Source organism: Variovorax sp. P4_B11 (assembly GCF_056402355.1).
The window spans coordinates 1-15,573 of record NZ_JBFUHO010000003.1 but is presented as its reverse complement, the minus strand read 5'-3'; the positions used below and the strand labels follow the sequence as shown (position 1 = coordinate 15,573).

17 protein-coding genes and 2 tRNA genes are annotated in these 15,573 nt (G+C 69.6%); 9 read left to right on the top strand and 10 right to left on the bottom strand.

The genetic code is table 11. The features are described from left to right. Positions 1-9: 9 nt before the first annotated feature. The 3 genes from AC1DYD_RS04025 to AC1DYD_RS04015 all read right to left on the bottom strand — a co-directional run bounded on the left by AC1DYD_RS04025 (position 10) and on the right by AC1DYD_RS04015 (position 3,604). On the bottom strand, positions 10-471 hold the full coding sequence (locus AC1DYD_RS04025; RefSeq protein ID WP_478171461.1) for a SixA phosphatase family protein: 462 nt from the start codon (positions 469-471) through the stop codon (positions 10-12). A 3-nt stretch (positions 472-474) separates the two neighbouring features. Continuing rightward, complete coding sequence (gene ppk1, locus AC1DYD_RS04020) at positions 475-2,619, bottom strand: polyphosphate kinase 1 (protein WP_478171460.1); 2,145 nt, start codon at positions 2,617-2,619, stop codon at positions 475-477. Positions 2,620-2,740: 121 nt separating this feature from the next. Further along, positions 2,741-3,604: a GNAT family N-acetyltransferase gene (locus tag AC1DYD_RS04015; RefSeq protein WP_478171459.1), complete on the bottom strand. Its 864-nt coding sequence runs from the start codon at positions 3,602-3,604 to the stop codon at positions 2,741-2,743. A 134-nt stretch (positions 3,605-3,738) separates the two neighbouring features. On the opposite strand from AC1DYD_RS04015, the gene AC1DYD_RS04010 reads away from it, so the two are divergent. From AC1DYD_RS04010 to AC1DYD_RS04000, 3 genes are all read left to right on the top strand, one after another. Then, positions 3,739-5,418 carry an FAD-dependent oxidoreductase gene (locus AC1DYD_RS04010; RefSeq protein ID WP_478171458.1) on the top strand — a complete coding sequence of 560 codons (1,680 nt, stop codon included), beginning with the start codon at positions 3,739-3,741 and terminating at the stop codon, positions 5,416-5,418. Between the two features lie 162 nt (positions 5,419-5,580). Beyond that, entirely contained in the window at positions 5,581-6,285 is a 705-nt protein-coding gene (locus AC1DYD_RS04005) for a glutathione binding-like protein (RefSeq protein ID WP_478171457.1), read from the top strand. Between the two features lie 51 nt (positions 6,286-6,336). After that, positions 6,337-6,413, top strand: a tRNA-Pro gene (locus tag AC1DYD_RS04000). Between the two features lie 72 nt (positions 6,414-6,485). On the opposite strand, the gene AC1DYD_RS03995 is transcribed toward AC1DYD_RS04000, so the two are convergent. Then, positions 6,486-7,304 carry a class I SAM-dependent methyltransferase gene (locus AC1DYD_RS03995; RefSeq protein ID WP_478171456.1) on the bottom strand — a complete coding sequence of 273 codons (819 nt, stop codon included), beginning with the start codon at positions 7,302-7,304 and terminating at the stop codon, positions 6,486-6,488. 202 nt (positions 7,305-7,506) lie between these two features. Between AC1DYD_RS03995 and AC1DYD_RS03990 the strand changes: the two genes are divergently transcribed. Both AC1DYD_RS03990 and AC1DYD_RS03985 read left to right on the top strand, forming a co-directional pair. Beyond that, positions 7,507-7,583, top strand: a tRNA-Arg gene (locus AC1DYD_RS03990). A 30-nt stretch (positions 7,584-7,613) separates the two neighbouring features. Continuing rightward, positions 7,614-7,991, top strand: a complete 378-nt coding sequence (locus tag AC1DYD_RS03985; RefSeq protein WP_478171455.1) for a VOC family protein — start codon at positions 7,614-7,616, stop codon at positions 7,989-7,991. Positions 7,992-7,997: 6 nt separating this feature from the next. Here the strand turns inward: AC1DYD_RS03985 and AC1DYD_RS03980 are convergent, their stop codons facing one another. Further along, complete coding sequence (locus AC1DYD_RS03980; RefSeq protein WP_478171454.1) at positions 7,998-9,251, bottom strand: NUDIX hydrolase; 1,254 nt, start codon at positions 9,249-9,251, stop codon at positions 7,998-8,000. A gap of 101 nt (positions 9,252-9,352) precedes the next feature. Between AC1DYD_RS03980 and AC1DYD_RS03975 the strand changes: the two genes are divergently transcribed. Next, positions 9,353-9,550, top strand: a complete 198-nt coding sequence (locus tag AC1DYD_RS03975) for a hypothetical protein (RefSeq protein ID WP_478171453.1) — start codon at positions 9,353-9,355, stop codon at positions 9,548-9,550. A gap of 73 nt (positions 9,551-9,623) precedes the next feature. Here the strand turns inward: AC1DYD_RS03975 and AC1DYD_RS03970 are convergent, their stop codons facing one another. The 3 genes from AC1DYD_RS03970 to AC1DYD_RS03960 all read right to left on the bottom strand — a co-directional run bounded on the left by AC1DYD_RS03970 (position 9,624) and on the right by AC1DYD_RS03960 (position 11,185). Beyond that, positions 9,624-9,863: a DNA-directed RNA polymerase subunit alpha C-terminal domain-containing protein gene (locus tag AC1DYD_RS03970; protein WP_478171452.1), complete on the bottom strand. Its 240-nt coding sequence runs from the start codon at positions 9,861-9,863 to the stop codon at positions 9,624-9,626. Positions 9,864-10,042: 179 nt separating this feature from the next. Further along, the gene (locus tag AC1DYD_RS03965) at positions 10,043-10,927 is read right to left on the bottom strand and encodes a LysR substrate-binding domain-containing protein (protein ID WP_478171451.1); all 885 of its coding nucleotides are present in this window, start codon (positions 10,925-10,927) and stop codon (positions 10,043-10,045) included. Between the two features lie 39 nt (positions 10,928-10,966). Next, positions 10,967-11,185, bottom strand: coding sequence for a hypothetical protein (locus AC1DYD_RS03960; protein ID WP_478171450.1), 219 nt, complete (start codon positions 11,183-11,185; stop codon positions 10,967-10,969). Between the two features lie 74 nt (positions 11,186-11,259). On the opposite strand from AC1DYD_RS03960, the gene AC1DYD_RS03955 reads away from it, so the two are divergent. Next, positions 11,260-11,931 (top strand): nitroreductase, encoded by a 672-nt coding sequence (locus tag AC1DYD_RS03955; RefSeq protein ID WP_478171449.1) that lies wholly within the window; start codon positions 11,260-11,262, stop codon positions 11,929-11,931. Between the two features lie 9 nt (positions 11,932-11,940). On the opposite strand, the gene AC1DYD_RS03950 is transcribed toward AC1DYD_RS03955, so the two are convergent. Beyond that, positions 11,941-12,777: a crotonase/enoyl-CoA hydratase family protein gene (locus AC1DYD_RS03950; protein WP_478171448.1), complete on the bottom strand. Its 837-nt coding sequence runs from the start codon at positions 12,775-12,777 to the stop codon at positions 11,941-11,943. Positions 12,778-12,868: 91 nt separating this feature from the next. Between AC1DYD_RS03950 and AC1DYD_RS03945 the strand changes: the two genes are divergently transcribed. Beyond that, a complete protein-coding gene (locus AC1DYD_RS03945) occupies positions 12,869-14,719 on the top strand; it encodes a PhoX family protein (protein ID WP_478171447.1) in 1,851 nt (616 codons plus the stop codon). A 23-nt stretch (positions 14,720-14,742) separates the two neighbouring features. Next, positions 14,743-15,141 carry a DUF488 domain-containing protein gene (locus AC1DYD_RS03940; RefSeq protein ID WP_478171446.1) on the top strand — a complete coding sequence of 133 codons (399 nt, stop codon included), beginning with the start codon at positions 14,743-14,745 and terminating at the stop codon, positions 15,139-15,141. A 71-nt stretch (positions 15,142-15,212) separates the two neighbouring features. Here AC1DYD_RS03940 and AC1DYD_RS03935 read toward each other — a convergent pair. After that, positions 15,213-15,573 (bottom strand): AMP-binding enzyme (locus AC1DYD_RS03935; RefSeq protein ID WP_478171445.1); only part of this gene is annotated, 361 nt, incomplete at its 5' end.

The window sequence follows — 15,573 nt, the reverse complement described above, 5'->3', positions numbered from 1 at the left end:
CCGACGACGCTACAGAAGCTCGGGCGCCTGCACGGTCACCAGCACGGTCTGCACGTCGCCGTCGCGCTCGCGCGTGCGGACCCACCAGACGGCGCCCTTGCGCACCGGGCAGCTGTCCTGCTGCAGCCCCAGCAGCCGCGAGATCGCCTGGCCGAATGAAGGCTGGTGGCCGACCATCAGCACCACCGACTTCCCGTTCGGCCAGCCGGCGGCCTCCAGCAGCGCGTCGGGCGTGGTGTCGGGCGCGAGTTCGGCGCGCATCTTGAACTTGCGCCCGAGCGCCTGCACCGTCTGCTCGCAGCGCCGTGCCGGGCTGCAGACGATGCGGGTGCCCTCGGGCAGTTGCCGGTCGAGCCAGGCGGCCATCCGCTTGGCCTGCTTCTCGCCGCGGGCGGTCAGCGAGCGCTGCAGGTCGTCGCAGCCTTCGGTCCAGTCTTCCGCCTCGGCATGGCGCCAGAAAATGAGGTCCATGGTTCAGTCCAGTGATACCGCGCGGCTGCTCCCGCGCGATGCGTAGCGGTTCATGAGCGCGGTCTGGGCGCCATGGACCTCGATGGCCCGCGACGCGCCCTCCTCGCCCGCATGCGTGTCCTGGTCGACCCGGTGGTAGGCACCATCGGCGCCGAGGTCCCAGGCGTCCCGGCCATCGTGCAGGTAGGCCACCAGGCACTCGTCGATGAGCCTCTGGCGCAGCACCGGGTCGGTCACCGGCCAGGCCAGTTCGATGCGCCGCAGCATGTTGCGGTTCATCCAGTCGGCGCTCGACAGGTACAGCGCCTCGTCTGCGCCGTGGCGGAAATAGAAGACCCGCGAGTGCTCGAGAAAGCGGCCGATCACCGAGCGCACGCGGATGTTGTCGGTCAGGCCCGGCACCCGGGCCGGCAGGGTGCAGGCGCCGCGCACGATGAGATCGATCTTGACGCCGGCCCTTCCCGCGCGAACCAGTGCGGCGACCAGCGCCTCGTCGGTCAGCGCGTTCATCTTGACGACGATGCGGGCGGTTTCGCCGGCCGCCGCCGCGGCGCCGAGCGCATCGATGCGCGCAATCAGGTTGCGGTGCAGGTCGAAGGGCGCCAGCCACATGCGATGCAGCTTCGGCAGCCGGCTCTGGCCCGCCAGGTGGACGAACACCGCCTCCATGTCGGAAGTCAGCAGCGGGTCGGCCGTGAGGTGGCTGATGTCGGTGTAGAGCGCGGCGGTGCGCGGGTTGTAGTTGCCGGTCGACAAATGGCCGTAACGCTGCATGCGCTTGCCCTCGCGGCGCGTCACCAGCAGCATCTTGGCGTGCGTCTTCAGGCCGACCACGCCGTAGACCACCTGGACGCCGATCGACTCGAGCATCTCGGCCCAGTTGATGTTGGCCTCTTCGTCGAAGCGCGCCTTGAGCTCCACCACCACCGTCACTTCCTTGCCGCGTCGGACGGCCTCGCGCAGCAGGTCCATCAGCTCCGAATCGGTGCCGGTGCGGTAGATGGTCTGCTTGATCGCCAGCACCTGGGGGTCCTGCACCGCTTCACGCAGGAAGGCCAGCACGCCGGCGAAGCTCTCGAAGGGCTGGTGGATCAGCACGTCGCCGCGCTGCAGCCGGTCGAAGAAGGACTGGCCCGGCGACAGCGTGATCGGATAGGACGGCAGGTACGGCGGAAACCGCAGCTGCGGCTCGTCGAGCAGGTCGATCAGCTGCGTCAGGCGCGCCAGGTTGACCGGGCCGTGCACGCGGTAGAGCGCCTGCGGCGGCAGCTCGAACTGCGCCAGCAGGAAGCTCGCCAGCGACTCGGCACAGCTGGCCGACACCTCGAGCCGGACGGCCTGGCCGAAGTGGCGGTGCTGCAGGCCCTGGCGCAGCGCGGTGCGCAGATTGCGCACGTCTTCCTCGTCGACCGCCAGGTCGGAATGGCGCGTCACACGGAACTGGGAGAACTCGCCCACCTCGCGGCCCGGGAACATGCTCGACAGATGGGCCCGCACCACGCTGGACAGCGCGATGAAGAGCGTCTTGCCTCCCGACAGCTTGGCCGGCAGGCGGATCACCCGCGGCAGCACGCGCGGAACCTTCAGGATCGCGATCGGATTCTCGCGGCCGAAGGCGTCCTTGCCACCCAGCCGGACGATGAAGTTGAGCGACTTGTTGGCGACCTGCGGAAAGGGATGGGCCGGATCGAGACCGACCGGGATCAGGAGCGGGCGAACCTCGCGCTCGAAATACTCATGCACCCATTTGCGCTGGGCCGCATTGCGCTCGCCGTGCGAGATGATGTGGATTCCCACGCCGGCGAAGGCCGGGATCAGGCCGTCGTTGTAGAGCGCGTACTGGCGCCCCACCAGCGTATGGGCCGCCTCGGCGAGACGCTCGAAGGACTCGACCGTATAGCTGCCCTTCTGCTCGCCGGCCACGCCTGCCGCCAGATGCGGCGCGGCCCGCACCTCGAAGAATTCGTCGAGGTTGGCGGACACGATGCTGAGGTAGCGCAGCCGCTCGATCAGCGGCACCTCGGCGCGATAGGCCCAGTCGAGCACGCGCTCGTTGAAGGCCAGGATCGCATGGTCCCGATCGAGCAGGGTCAGGGGAGCTTCGGCTTCGGCAATAACAGGCGTGGTCTCGGAAGTGGCTAGCGGCATGAAGAAGGATTCTGTAACAACCGTCGCAGGAATGCTCAACGATCGCAGCATGCCAGTGTCGAGGACGAACATGACATTTTTGTGACGGTTGCGTGACGGAATCCCGACCGGACACGCGCGCTCAGCGTGCCGAGAAGTGCCGCCTGTAGCGGGGCGGCAGTTCGTCGATGCGCATCAGCATGGGCAGGTCGGCGGTGTTGAAGTCCGGATCCCAGGCCGGCGGGCCCAGCACCTTGGCGCCAAGCCGGAGATAGCCCTTGATCAGCGCCGGCGGCTCGACCTCGAGCGCCTCATCGAGCTGGTGCACCGGCAGCGGCAGCCGCGGCTGCACCTGGTACTGGATCGGCGCCATGTGCGTCGCCGACAGCTGGCGCCAGATGCTGGCTGCGGCGTCGCCGCTGGTCACGCCGTGGTGCCACATCGGGATGCTGGCGCAGCCGATCATGGTGTCGAGCTTGTTGCGGGCCATGAAGCCGGCCAGTGCGCCCCACAGCGCCAGGATCACGCCACCCTGGCGATGATCGGCATGCACGCAGCTGCGGCCCAGCTCGACCATGCGCTCGCGCAGGTCGCGCAGCCGGGTCAGGTCGAACTCGATGTCGCTGTAGGTGCTGCCGACGCGCCGGGCCTGGGCCGGCGTCAGCACCCGGTAGGTGCCGATCACCTGGCCGCTGGCGCCGTCGCGCACCAGCAGGTGCTCGCAGAAGTCGTCGAAGAGATCGACGTCATGGCCGGCGACCGGCGTCGCCAGCCGCGCGCCCATTTCGCCCGCGAACACCTCGTAGCGCAGGCGCTGGGCGGCGCGCACCTCGTCCTGATGGCGGGCCCAGCTCACGCTGATGCCGCCGGCGGCGTCGGCGGCGCCGGTCGGCGCGCGAGGCACGGGTATTGCATCGGGTCCGCGTGCCGGGTCGGGCACGGGCCACAGGGCGCCGCGCAGGCCCAGCTGGGAGAACGGGAAAGTCGGCGTGGGCAGTTCTTTCATGGGGAGCCTTTCTGCGGACGCAGTCTGGTCACCGGCGATGAAGCGGGCATGTCGGTTCGGAGTCAATTGCATGACGGCACGCGGTCTCGCCCGCTTCGGCGTTTAATGCCGCAGATGCGTTCCATGGAGTTGTGATGGCCACCGAAACAAGAATCGAAGTCGAGACCCGCCGCCACCAGATGTTTCCGGTGCTGAGCGCCGCGGACATCGGGCGCATCCGGCGCTTCGGCAGCGTGCGGCGCTACGCGCGCGGCGACTGCCTGTTCCGCGCCGGCGAGCCCGGGCCGGGGATGTTCGTGGTACTCGAGGGCGTGGTGGCGATCACCCAGCGCGACGGCCTCGGCCACGTGGTGCCGATCGAGCACCAGGGGCCGGGCCAGTTCCTGGCAGAGGTCGCCCAGCTCTCGGGCCGGCCGGCCCTGGTCGACGGCCACGCCGAGGAAGACGTCGAGACCCTGCTGGTGCCGCCGGACCAGCTGCGGGCGCTGATCATCGCCGAGGCCGACCTGGGCGAGCGGCTGGTGCGGGCGATGATCCTGCGCCGCGTGGCGCTGATCGAATCGGGTGCCAGCGGGCCGGTGCTGATCGGGCCGCCGCAATCGGCCGAGGTGCTGCGGCTGCAGAATTTCCTGGGCCGCAACGGCCATCCCTACCAGGTGGTCGACGCCACGCGGGACGTCGATGCTGCCGCGCTGCTCGAGCAGTACGGCGAAGCCGAGCTGCTGGTGGTCTGCCCCGACGGCACCGTGATGCCGAATCCCACCGAGCACGCGCTGGCGCGCTGCCTGGGCATGGTCGACAGCATCGCGCACGACGACCTGTTCGACGTCCTGGTGGTCGGCGCCGGACCGGCCGGCCTGGCGACCGCGGTCTATGCGGCCTCCGAGGGCCTGCGCGTACTCGTGGTCGACTGCCGCTCCTTCGGCGGCCAGGCCGGCGCCAGCGCGCGGATCGAGAACTACCTGGGCTTCCCGACCGGCATCTCGGGCGGCGCGCTGGCCGGCCGCGCCTACGTGCAGGCGCAGAAGTTCGGCGTCGAGATGCTGATCCCGGCGCAGGTCGAATCGCTCGACTGCACGGCCGCCGAAACGCGGGGAGAACTCTCCGTGCGGCTGACCGACGGCCGGCGCCTGAAGTCGAGGACGCTGGTGATCGCCAGCGGTGCGCGCTACCGCCGGCCCGAGGTGCCGCGGCTGTCCGATTTCGAGGGCCGAGGCATCTGGTACTGGGCCTCGGCACTGGAAGCCAAGCTGTGCTCCCGGCAGGAGGTGGCGCTGGTGGGCGGCGGCAACTCGGCCGGCCAGGCCGCGGTGTTCCTGTCCCAGCATGCCGCCAAGGTGAACGTGCTGGTGCGCGGCCCCTCGCTGGCCGCGACCATGTCGCGCTACCTGATCGACCGCATCGAGGCCAGCAACAACATCGAGCTGCATCCGTACACCGAGCTGGTGGCGCTCCACGGCGAGCCGGGCAGCGGCCTGAACGGCGCGACCTGGCGCGACCGGCGCAGCGGCCAGCTGGAAGACTGCCCGGCACGCAACATCTTCCTCTTCATCGGCGCGGTGCCCGAGACCGACTGGCTAGAGGGCTGCGGCGTCGCCCTCGACAAGCACGGCTTCGTGCTCACGGGACAGGCGGCGCGCGGCGGCTTTCCGGCCAAGACCGCGGCCGCGCTCGAGTCCAGCGTGCCCGGCGTGTTCGCGGTCGGCGACGTGCGCTCGGGCTCGGTCAAGCGGGTCGGCGGCGCCATCGGCGAAGGCGCCGCGGTCGTCGCGCTGATCCATCAGCACCTGGCGCCGACCGCGACAACGGCCTGAGACGCGCGTTCGCAAGGAAAGCTGGAGCCGGGCGAGGACCGGACGGGGTGCCATGCGCGCGGGCGCCAGGTCGGGCAGGCCGAAGCCAGGGTCCGCCTGCACGAAATTGCGGCCGGGGCTATGCTGGCCGGCCTTTCGTTCACCCTCCTGGATTCCTCGGACATGACCAAAGCTCCCATCGACGTCTATTCCTGGCCCACGCCCAACGGCCACAAGGTTCACATCATGCTGGAGGAGTGCGGCCTCCCCTACCGCGCCCATCCGGTCAACATCGGCAAGGGCGACCAGTTCGATCCCGCCTTCCTGAAGATCAGCCCGAACAACAAGATTCCGGCCATCACCGATCCCGACGGACCGGACGGCAAGCCGATCTCGCTCTTCGAGTCGGGCGCAATCCTGGTCTACCTGGCCGGCAAGACCGGCAAGCTCCTGCCGACCGGCGACCGCGAGCGCTACGAGGTGCTCCAGTGGCTGATGTTCCAGATGGGCAGCGTCGGCCCGATGCTCGGCCAGGCGCACCACTTCCGCATCTATGCGCCCGAGAAGATCGGCTACGCCATCGACCGCTACAGCAACGAGGCCAGGCGCCTCTATGGCGTGATCGACAAGCAGCTGTCGAGCAGCAAGTTCATCGCCGGCAAGAGCTATTCGATCGCCGACATCGCGATCTTTCCGTGGCTGCGCAGCTGGGAGAACCAGGGCATCGTCCTCACCGACTACCCGCACCTCAAGCGATGGTTCGACGCGATCGCCGCGCGGCCGGCGGTGCAGCGCGGCGTCAAGGTGCTGGCCGACCTGCGGCAGCCGATCACGGGCGACAAGGAGCGTGAGGTCTTGTTCGGCAACACGCAATATCAGCGTCGATGAGGCGGGCCCACCGGCTCGCCCCCGATTCGCAGGTTAGAATAGAAGGCTCGTCGGGGTGTAGCGCAGCCTGGTAGCGCATCTGGTTTGGGACCAGAGGGTCGAAGGTTCGAATCCTTTCGCCCCGACCAAGAAAAAGTGAATGCCGGTAGTGACTTAGGTCGCTACCGGCATTTTGCGTTGCGGGGCCCGGCCGCCGCCCTTCAGATTCTCGCGAGCACCACATGGGCCTGGATCTTCCCCTCGACCGCCCCGGTGCCGAAGCGCTTCGCCAGGGCTTGCGCGCACGCCGTGGTGGCAGCACCAAGACCGTCCGGCGAGCGGGCCTCGATCTCGTTGCGCAGCGGCGTTCCCTGGCAGTAGGCGATGGCCGGCCCCAGCGGCGACGCGGCGCGACTGCACGCCGTCACGGTCTCGAACACCGGTGCCACGATGAAGCCCGCGTCGGACAGATCGCGCGCGATCGCCTGGCGGTCGAAGTAGCCGTGCGGCGTGCGCGCCAGGAACCGTGGCGGATCTGCGGGGTAGAGCGCGCCGAGCGCGGCAGTGATCTCCTGCGCGAACTCGTTCTCCTCGATCCGGTCCCAGACATTGAACAGCAGCGCACCGCCGGGCCGAAGTACCCGCCGCGCCTCGGCGAAGGCGCCCGCCTTGTCGGGAAAGAACATGACCCCGAACTGGCAGACCACGAGATCGAATCCGGCGTCGTCGAAGGGCAGGTGCATGGCGTCCGCCTGCTGCCAGATCACCGGACGCGCGGCGCCAACCGCAGCCGCGCGCGCCAGCATCGGCGGGTTCAGGTCGGTCGCGACCAGCTCGACCGCTGGCGGCAAGACCTTCGCCAATTCGCGGGTGACGACGCCGGTGCCGGCGGCCGTCTCGAGCACGCGAAGCGGTGCCAGCGCCGCCGCCCGGCGCGCGAGATCGACCGCGCAGGGCGCGAATATCAGCGGCACCAGGCGGGTGTCGTACAGCTCCGGGATCGAGCCGGCGAACATCGCGTCAGAACCAGACGTATCCATGGCGGGCCTCCAGCTGGGCGAAGCAACGCTTCGCCGGGTCGCGGCCACGGTGCGGACCGCAGCGAGCGCGCTGGCCCGATCATCGGGCAAACGGCGCCGGAGGGATACCTCGGCGCCCAGCGCCGGTTCGCAGCCACCGTAGAATCGCGATCCTCGCACCCGCGTGCGTTCGCACGCCGGTCGCGATTCTCTTTTTTCCTGCGCGGCGGTAGCTCAACCGGATAGAGCACCAGCCTTCTAAGCTGGGGGTTACGGGTTCGATTCCTGTCCGCCGCGCCATTGCACGTGATTCCCGCGAAGGAGACATCGATGCTGCAGCAATCCCCCATGTACGCCTACATTCCCGCCCGTGACCTGGCTCGGGCGCGCCGCTTCTACGAGGACACGCTGGGCTTCAAGCCCCAGGCCGAGATCGCCGGGGGCGTGCACTACGCCTTCGCCGGCGGCACCGGCTGCTTCCTGTATCCGACCCCGAACGCCGGTACGTCGCAAGCCAGCCAGGCCTTCTGGCAGGTCGAAGACATCGAGCGCGAGGTCGTCGAACTGAAGGCGCGCGGCGTGGTCTTCGAGGACTACGACATGCCGGGCAAGGATGCCAACGGCATCGTGGCCCAGGGCGGCGCCAGGGCGGCCTGGTTCAAGGACAGCGAAGGCAACATCATGGCCGTGATCCAGAACGCGGCCTGAATGCGCTCAAGCGCGCAGCAGGAAGCCGCTGCGCGGCGCCAGCCATTCGACGTCGACGTCGACGCCGCCGAGGGCCGGCATCGGCGCCGTCCCGGCGACGAACAGCATCCTTTCTTCTTCCAGCAGGAAGCCGTGGGGCAGCGCGCGCAACCTGCAGCCGCCGAGGTCGATGCAGTCGCTCCCGGCCGGCGGCATCGCGTCCAGAGACAGCGCCCAGCGCACGGGGCCCGGCGCCGACGCCAGCAACAAGGACCGATGCCGCTCGTCGCCGGGTTCGAAATCGATCAGCGCCCACTCGTTGCGGTCGCCGCCGACCAGGTAGCCATTGACCAGTGCGCCGGCCCGGCGCGCGGTGACCCGCAGCACCCGTGGCGACAGGAACATCGCGAGCCCGTCGGCCAACTCGCAGCGGCCGTGGCCCTCGCCGTCCGGATCGATGCGGGCAATCTCCGCATAGGCCGGCTCGTCGGGGTTCACGGCCTGCAGCCCGTCCCCGGCCATCGCGCGGCGCGGCATGACCAGCGGGATCTGCTGCACCCCCCGGGCATGCGCCAGGCAGGCCTCGGCGCTGTCGAAGGCCTCGAGCTGCTGCAGGATCCGGCGTTGCACGTTCATGAGCCGCAACCCGCGCGCCGGATCGAGGGCCTCGGCCGGCCGCAGCCAGAGGTGCTCCACCGTTTCGCGTCCGTCGGGGCGGGCCTGCTGCCCGGTCGGAGCCAGCGCGACGAAGAAGCGGGTGTCGAAGCGCCGCGGCATGCCGGGCGGCGTGAGCCAGTGGGCGAAATAGGCCAGCCGGTCGACGGCCAGCCGCCAGCCCTGCCGGTCGCAGAGCCCGCGCAGCGATTCGGCGCCCTCCTCCGTGGCCGTGCGCAGCGCCGAGAGCTCGTCGTCGGCCAGGTGGTCGAGGGCGACCGGGCGCCCATCGGCACCGCTGGCGAACAACAGGCCGGCCTCCTCGAAGCACTCGCGGACCGCCGCCACGTAGAAGTCGAGGCCACCGGCCGGCAGCGCCAGCCGCCGGCTGGCCGCGGCGTCGTCGAGCCCGGCGCAGCATGCATGCAGCAGGAGATCCTGGGGATCGACGCCGCCGCCCGGGAAAACGCTGGCGCCGCTGTTCTGGTCACCCTCCTTTTCGGCCCGGCGCAGCATCAGCACTTCGAGGCCGGCAGCGCCATCGCGCAGGACGATCAGGGTTGCCGCGAAGCGGATCGGGCGCTTCGGCGCCGACGAGGAGGAAAAGGAGTGGGACGCTGGTTTCATTCGAGGTCGGGTGCCGTTTTACCAGCTTCGTGCCTCGTCTGTAATGGGGAGGAAGCGAGCCGCCGATTGCGCCACACTTGCGCGCGTCGAAGGAGGTCCACTTGGTCAAGAAGATTCAGCTCAATGAAGAACAATGGCGCACGCTGCAGGCCCTGCAGGAAGCCCGCACGCGGCGCTCGCCCACCGATTCGATCAGCGTCTCCGAACGCCTGCTGTCGAACGGCCTCGTCGGCTGCGACAGGCAAGGCGGCAAGTTCCTGACCGAGCAGGGCCTCGAGCGCCTCAACCAGGGTCGCTGAGGCCTCGGCCGCCGAAGCCGCTCCACTTCACCGCCGGGCCGTCGGGCCCTCGGGCCGTCGGGCAATCAATCATCTAATCCGCCAGTCGCAGCCCTTGGCGGTCGATGCTGTCGACGATCTCGCGCAGCGAATTGCGGCCCAGCCGCGACAGCGCGAACAGCTTGCGGGCCGGCAGCCGGACCAGGTCGCGGACGGTGTTGAGTTCATTGACGCGCAGCAGATTGGTGGTGCGGTCGCACAGCCGCAAGACCGCGATGTCGGCGTCGAGAATCGAGTCCGAAGCGGCGGCAAAGGCAGGGTTGCGTGGATCCATGGCGAGACCTCCTGAAAACGATGGCTGGAACTTGCACAGTTCATGCCATCCGCGCCGAGCCCCTGTTTCGAGGAAATCCGCTTCAAAATCAATCGCTTCGACTGAAATGAGAACAATGAGGTTGTCTTTTTTTCAGACGATTGGATTTATTTCATACAGGGTTTTCCAGGAGACTCGCCTCAACCCAGGCGCTCTGCGATGAAGTCGAGAAAGCACGTGATCCGCGCCGACAGCTGGGTGTTGCGGTAGTACACCGCGTTGATCGGCTGTCGCACCTCCACCGTATCCCGGGTCAGCAGTTGCACCAGGTCGCCGCGGGCGCAGTCGGCGGCGGTCATGAAGTCGGCCAGGCAGACGATGCCCGCACCCGCGAGCGCCAGCTGGCGCAAGGTCTCGCCGCTCGATGCGGTGAGCGCCGGCGCGATCGGCCATTCGTCTCCGTGCGGCCCGCGCAACGGCCAGCGGTTGAGCGACTCGGGTTGCGTGAAGCCCAGCAGCGTATGGCGCGCCAGGGCCGCCAGGCTCTTCGGCCGGCCGTGCGCGGCGATGTAGGCCGGGCTGGCCAGCACCCGCAGCCGGCTGGTGGCGATCGGGCGCGCGTGCAGCGTCGAATCGCGCAGCGCGCCGATGCGGATCGCGATGTCGGTACGGCGCTCGAGCAGGTCGATGTTGAGTTCGTCGCTGTCGAGTTCGAGCGCGATCTGCGGATAGGCGAGGCGGAACGCCGGCACCAGCGGCACGATGGCATGCAGCATGAAAGGCGACGCGGCATTGACGCGCAACCGCCCGGCGGGCTTCTCGCGCCGCGCCGCCATCTGCTCCTCGGCGTCGTCAATCGCGATCAGGATGGCGCGCGCATGCGCCAGGAAGGCCCGGCCCTCTTCGGTGAGCTCGAGCCGGCGCGTGGTCCGCCGCAGCAGGGTGGTGGCCAGCTTGCGTTCCAGCCGTCCCAGCGCCCGGCTGATGCCCGAGACGGTCTGGCCGAGCTGCTCGGCCGCGGCGGTGATCGAGCCGCCATCGACGACGGCGGCGAACGCCTGCAATTCTTCGACTGTGGTCTTCAAGCCTTCGCCTGCCGCTTCAGTGTGGATGACGCACGGCTGCTAGCGAATCGGAAAGCGCTTCAGCATGGTGCGGCCCAGCGAAGTGATCTCGTTGACCATGGCCGGCGGCTGCTGGTAGCCGTCCAGCGTCCGCAGCGGCTTGGGAATCGTCGCCCTGACGTGCCCGGCCATGCTGAGCACGCGCACGGCGTCGACGTCCGCGCCTCCGGCGACGGCGACAGGCAGTTCTTCCGCTGCCAAACGATGAAGTAGATGCATGGGCACGGCGAGAGTATGCCGCCTGCGCCTGACGCCCTGCTTAAACTCGCCCGACCCACTCCGCATCGAACGCCATGCAGATCCAGGAAGCCGTCGCCAGCCGCCACTCCACCCGCGCCTTCCTGCCGACGCCGGTCGACGGCGAGACCCTCCGCCGGGTACTGATCCTGGCCGCGCGCGCGCCCTCGGGCGGCAACCTGCAGCCCTGGCACATCGACGTGCTCGCGGGCGACGCGCTCGCGGCGCTGAGGGCGCGCATGCGCGAGAAGCTGGCCCAGGGCGGCGAAACCGAGCCGACCGAGTACGACGTCTACCCGCCGGCCCTGCGTGCGCCCTGGCGCGACCGGCGCTTCCAGGTCGGCGAGGCGATGTATGCGCGGCTCGGCATTCCGCGCGAGGACAAGGTGGCGCGGCGCCGCTGGTTCTCCCGCAACTTCGATTTTTTCGGCGCCCCGCTGGCGCTGTTCTGCTCGGTCGATCGCAGCATGGGACCACCTCAATGGTCGGACCTGGGCATGTACCTGCAGACCGTGATGCTGCTGCTGCGCGGCGAGGGCCTCGACAGCTGCGCGCAGGAATGCTGGGCGATCTACCCCAGAACCGTCGGCGCGGCGATCGACCTGCCGGCCGAGCGGATGCTGTTCTGCGGCATGTCGATCGGCCACCGCGATCCCGAGCATGCGGTCAACGGCCTCGTGAGCGAGCGCGCGCCGACCCACGAATGGCTGAATTTCCGCGGCCTCTGAGCCGCGGCCTCAGCCCGCCGGCGGCACGTCGCCGAACCGCGGCGACCGCCGCTCGACATTCGCACGCACGGCCTCGGTCTGGTTCGGGCTGCCGATCAGGGCCTTCTGCTCGCGCGACTCGGCCAGCAGCAGCTCGGCCGCACCCGGCACCATCGCCGCATTGAGCAGCCGCTTGCCGGCGCGGATCGCGTCGGGGTTCTTCTGCGCGATCTCGTGCGCCATCGCCAGCGCCTCGGCCAACGGATCGGCCGCGACACGCGTCGCGAAGCCGAGCGTCACGGCCTCCTCGCCCGAGAAGATGCGCCCCGTGAAAGTCACATCGCGCACCACGTCGTCGCGCGCCAGTTCGCGCATCAGCACGATGCCGCCCATGTCGGGCACCAGGCCCCACTTGATCTCCATCACCGACATCTTGGTGTCCGGCGCGACCAGCCGCACGTCGGCGCCGAGCGCCACCTGGAAGCCGCCGCCGAAGGCCACGCCATGCACCGCGGCGATCACCGGCACCGGCACCTGGCGCCAGACCATGGCCACCTGCTGCGCCGCGTTGGCGATGCCGTGGGTGCGCGCCAAGATGTCGGCGCCGGCGGCCCCGGCGCCGAGCACCGAGCCGGCAGCGCCCTGCCCCATGCGCTCGAAGGATTTCATGTCGAGCCCGGCGCAGAAGGCCTTGCCGCGGCCGGCCAGCACCACTGCGCGCACGGCCGGGTCATCGCGCAGGCGGCTGCCGGCGTCGATCAGGGCGTCGAACATGGCCGGGTCGAGCGCGTTCATCTTGTCGGCGCGCGCCATGTGCAGTTCGACCACGCCGTCGGCGTGGCGGATGGATTCGATGCGTTCGTTCACGGATGTCTCCTGGTGTTCGGTTCAGGTTCGGTGGCAGTCAGTATCGATGCTCGGCGATGATGGCGCTGTCGCCCAGTCAACAGTACCCACCATGCCGATCGCCCGCCGCCAGTTCCTTCGATCCGGGGCCGCTGCCGCCGTCGTCGCCCTGCTGGGCGAGGCCCGCGCGCGACCAGCCGGCGACGAGCGCCTGGGTTTCGGCGCCGTGCCAGCGACGCTGCGCGATGCCGTCACGGTGCCGCCCGGCTACGAGGCGCAGGTGCTCTACCCCTGGGGCTCGCCGACCGGCGTCGCAGGCGCCATGCCGGCCTTCGCGCCCGACGCATCGAACAGCGCCGCCGACCAGGCGCTGCAGGCCGGCATGCACCACGACGGCATGCATTTCTTCACGCTCGACGGCCGCGCCGATCGCGGCCTGCTGGTGATGAACCACGAGTACACCGACGAGCAGCTGCTGCACCCGGACGGCGCCAGGCCCCTGACCCTCGACAAGGCCCGCAAGTCGCTGCACGCGATGGGTGTCTCGGTGATCGAGGTCGAACTCACGGCATCGGGCTGGCGCCAGGTGCTGCCCTCGCGCTTTGCCCGCCGCATCCACGGGCAGACGCCGATGCGCCTGTCGGGTCCTGCAAGGGGCAGCCCGCTGCTGCGCACCGCGGCCGACCCGGCCGGCGAGCATGTGGCAGGCACCTTCGCCAACTGCGCCATGGGCGTCACGCCCTGGGGCACCTACCTGAGCTGCGAGGAGAACTTCCACGTCTACTTCGGCGCGCCGAAGGATGCGCTGGCGCAGGCCACCGCGGCGCAGCGCCGCTACGGCCTGGCCACTGGATCCTGGGTCGATTACTGGCGCGTCGACGATCGCTTCGATCTCGCGAAGCATCCTAACGAATCGAACCGCTTCGGCTGGGTGGTCGAGATCGACCCCTTCGATCCGGCGTCCACGCCGGTCAAGCGCACCGCGCTCGGCCGCAAGGCCCAGGAGAGCGCCACCTGCAGGCTGACGAAGGGCGGCCGGCTCGCGGTCTACATGGGCGACGACTCGAACTTCGAGTACATCTACAAGTTCGTGAGCCGCGACAAGGTGCGGCCCGGCAACGATGCCGCCGCGCGGGCCGCCAACCGCCACCTGCTCGACGAGGGCACGCTGTACGTGGCGCGCTACGACGACGGCGGCCGCGGGCAATGGCTCGAACTGCGGCACGGCCTGGGCGGCGTCGATGCCGCGAGCGGCTTCGCCGGCCAGGCCGAGGTGCTGATCCATGCACGGCGGGCGGCCGACATCGTCGGCGCGACCCGGATGGACCGGCCCGAATGGATCGCGGTCGACCCCAGGGGCGGCGACGTCTACGCCACGCTGACCCACAATGCCTCGCGCGGCCGGCCCGGCATGCCGCCGGTAGACGCCGCCAACCCGCGCGCGGACAACGTCTTCGGCGGCATCCTGCGCTGGCGCGAGGACGGCCGCGACGCCGCCAGCACCGGCTTCGCCTGGGACCATTTCGTGCTGGCCGGCGACCCCGCCGTGCCGGGCGCCGGCGCGCGCTACCCGAGCGCCGGCGCCGACGCTTTCGGCTGCCCCGACGGACTGCATTTCGACAGCGGCGGCCTGCTGTGGATCCAGACCGACATGAGCGGGAGCGCGATCGGCAAGGCGCCGATGGCCGCCTTCGGCAACAACCAGATGCTCTGCGCCGACCCGGCCAGCGGCGTCATCAAGCGCTTCCTGGTCGGCCCGAGCGGCTGCGAGATCACGGGCTGCGTGCTGACCCCGGACCGGCGCAGCCTGTTCGTCAACATCCAGCACCCGGGCGAGACGCGCGAAGGCGCGAGCGGCACGCCGAACAGCGCCTGGCCCGACGGCACCGTGCCCGGCAGCGCGCGGCCACGCTCGGCGACGGTGGTCGTCCGGCGGCAGGATGGCGGTATCGTGGGCACCTGATTGTCAAAGGAGAGGAAAAGAAAATGGCCATCCGCATCGTTCGCCTCGGCAGCGAGCGCGCGCCCGACGAGGGCCTGCGCATCGGCACGGTTCGCCGGCCGCCGCGCGGCGTCCCCAAAGCGGAGTTCGCTTCGCAGAACTGGTACGACGTCTGGTACCCGAACCTGGCGCCCTCGGTCGAAACCATGAAGCAGGCGCAGGCCGCCGTGGCATCGGGCGTGCCCGCGCAATGGGCCGCCTTCGGGCGCAAGTACAAGAGCGAGATGGCCGAGGCCGACGCCAGCCGCAGCCTGGACCTGCTGGCCGCGCTGTCGCACCAGAGCGCGTTCTCGGTCGGCTGCTACTGCGAGGACGAGGCGCATTGCCATCGGTCCTTCCTTCGTGCGCTGCTGGCGGAGCGCGGCGCGGATATCGTGGGCTGATCTGGCCATGATGTTCGCGAGCCGCTGCATCGAGGCGGCGGTCTGCTCCTCTCTCCGCCCGGTAGGAGTCGTCAGTATCCTTGTCCCAATTGTTCGAGGATCGCGGGGTTCTCCAGGGTCGACGTGTCCTGCGTGATGGCCTCGCCCTTGGCGATCGAGCGCAGCAGCCGACGCATGATCTTGCCGCTGCGTGTCTTCGGAAGATTCTCTCCGAAGCGGATATCTTTCGGTTTTGCAATGGGGCCGATCTCCTTCGCCACCCAATTGCGCAGCTCGGCCGCGATCTTGCGCGCTTCCTCGTCGCTGGCCGGGCGGCCGCGCTTCAGGACGACGAAGGCGCAGACCGCCTCGCCGGTCAGGTCGTCGGGCCGGCCCACCACCGCCGCCTCGGCCACCAGGTCGGTCTTGGCCACCAGCGCCGATTCGATCTCC

Bases quoted from the DNA above. Each gene is read 5' to 3' on its own strand.
- AC1DYD_RS03945 (WP_478171447.1), top strand. From the start codon at position 12,869: ATGCCGATCGCCCGCCGCCAGTTCCTTCGATCCGGGGCCGCTGCCGCC.
- AC1DYD_RS03955 (WP_478171449.1), top strand. From the start codon at position 11,260: ATGCAGATCCAGGAAGCCGTCGCCAGCCGCCACTCCACCCGCGCCTTC.
- AC1DYD_RS03940 (WP_478171446.1), top strand. From the start codon at position 14,743: ATGGCCATCCGCATCGTTCGCCTCGGCAGCGAGCGCGCGCCCGACGAG.
- AC1DYD_RS04025 (WP_478171461.1), bottom strand. From the start codon at position 471: ATGGACCTCATTTTCTGGCGCCATGCCGAGGCGGAAGACTGGACCGAA.
- AC1DYD_RS04005 (WP_478171457.1), top strand. From the start codon at position 5,581: ATGACCAAAGCTCCCATCGACGTCTATTCCTGGCCCACGCCCAACGGC.
- ppk1 (WP_478171460.1), bottom strand. From the start codon at position 2,619: ATGCCGCTAGCCACTTCCGAGACCACGCCTGTTATTGCCGAAGCCGAA.
- AC1DYD_RS03995 (WP_478171456.1), bottom strand. From the start codon at position 7,304: ATGGATACGTCTGGTTCTGACGCGATGTTCGCCGGCTCGATCCCGGAG.
- AC1DYD_RS04010 (WP_478171458.1), top strand. From the start codon at position 3,739: ATGGCCACCGAAACAAGAATCGAAGTCGAGACCCGCCGCCACCAGATG.
- AC1DYD_RS03980 (WP_478171454.1), bottom strand. From the start codon at position 9,251: ATGAAACCAGCGTCCCACTCCTTTTCCTCCTCGTCGGCGCCGAAGCGC.
- AC1DYD_RS03985 (WP_478171455.1), top strand. From the start codon at position 7,614: ATGCTGCAGCAATCCCCCATGTACGCCTACATTCCCGCCCGTGACCTG.
- AC1DYD_RS03970 (WP_478171452.1), bottom strand. From the start codon at position 9,863: ATGGATCCACGCAACCCTGCCTTTGCCGCCGCTTCGGACTCGATTCTC.
- AC1DYD_RS03960 (WP_478171450.1), bottom strand. From the start codon at position 11,185: ATGCATCTACTTCATCGTTTGGCAGCGGAAGAACTGCCTGTCGCCGTC.
- AC1DYD_RS04015 (WP_478171459.1), bottom strand. From the start codon at position 3,604: ATGAAAGAACTGCCCACGCCGACTTTCCCGTTCTCCCAGCTGGGCCTG.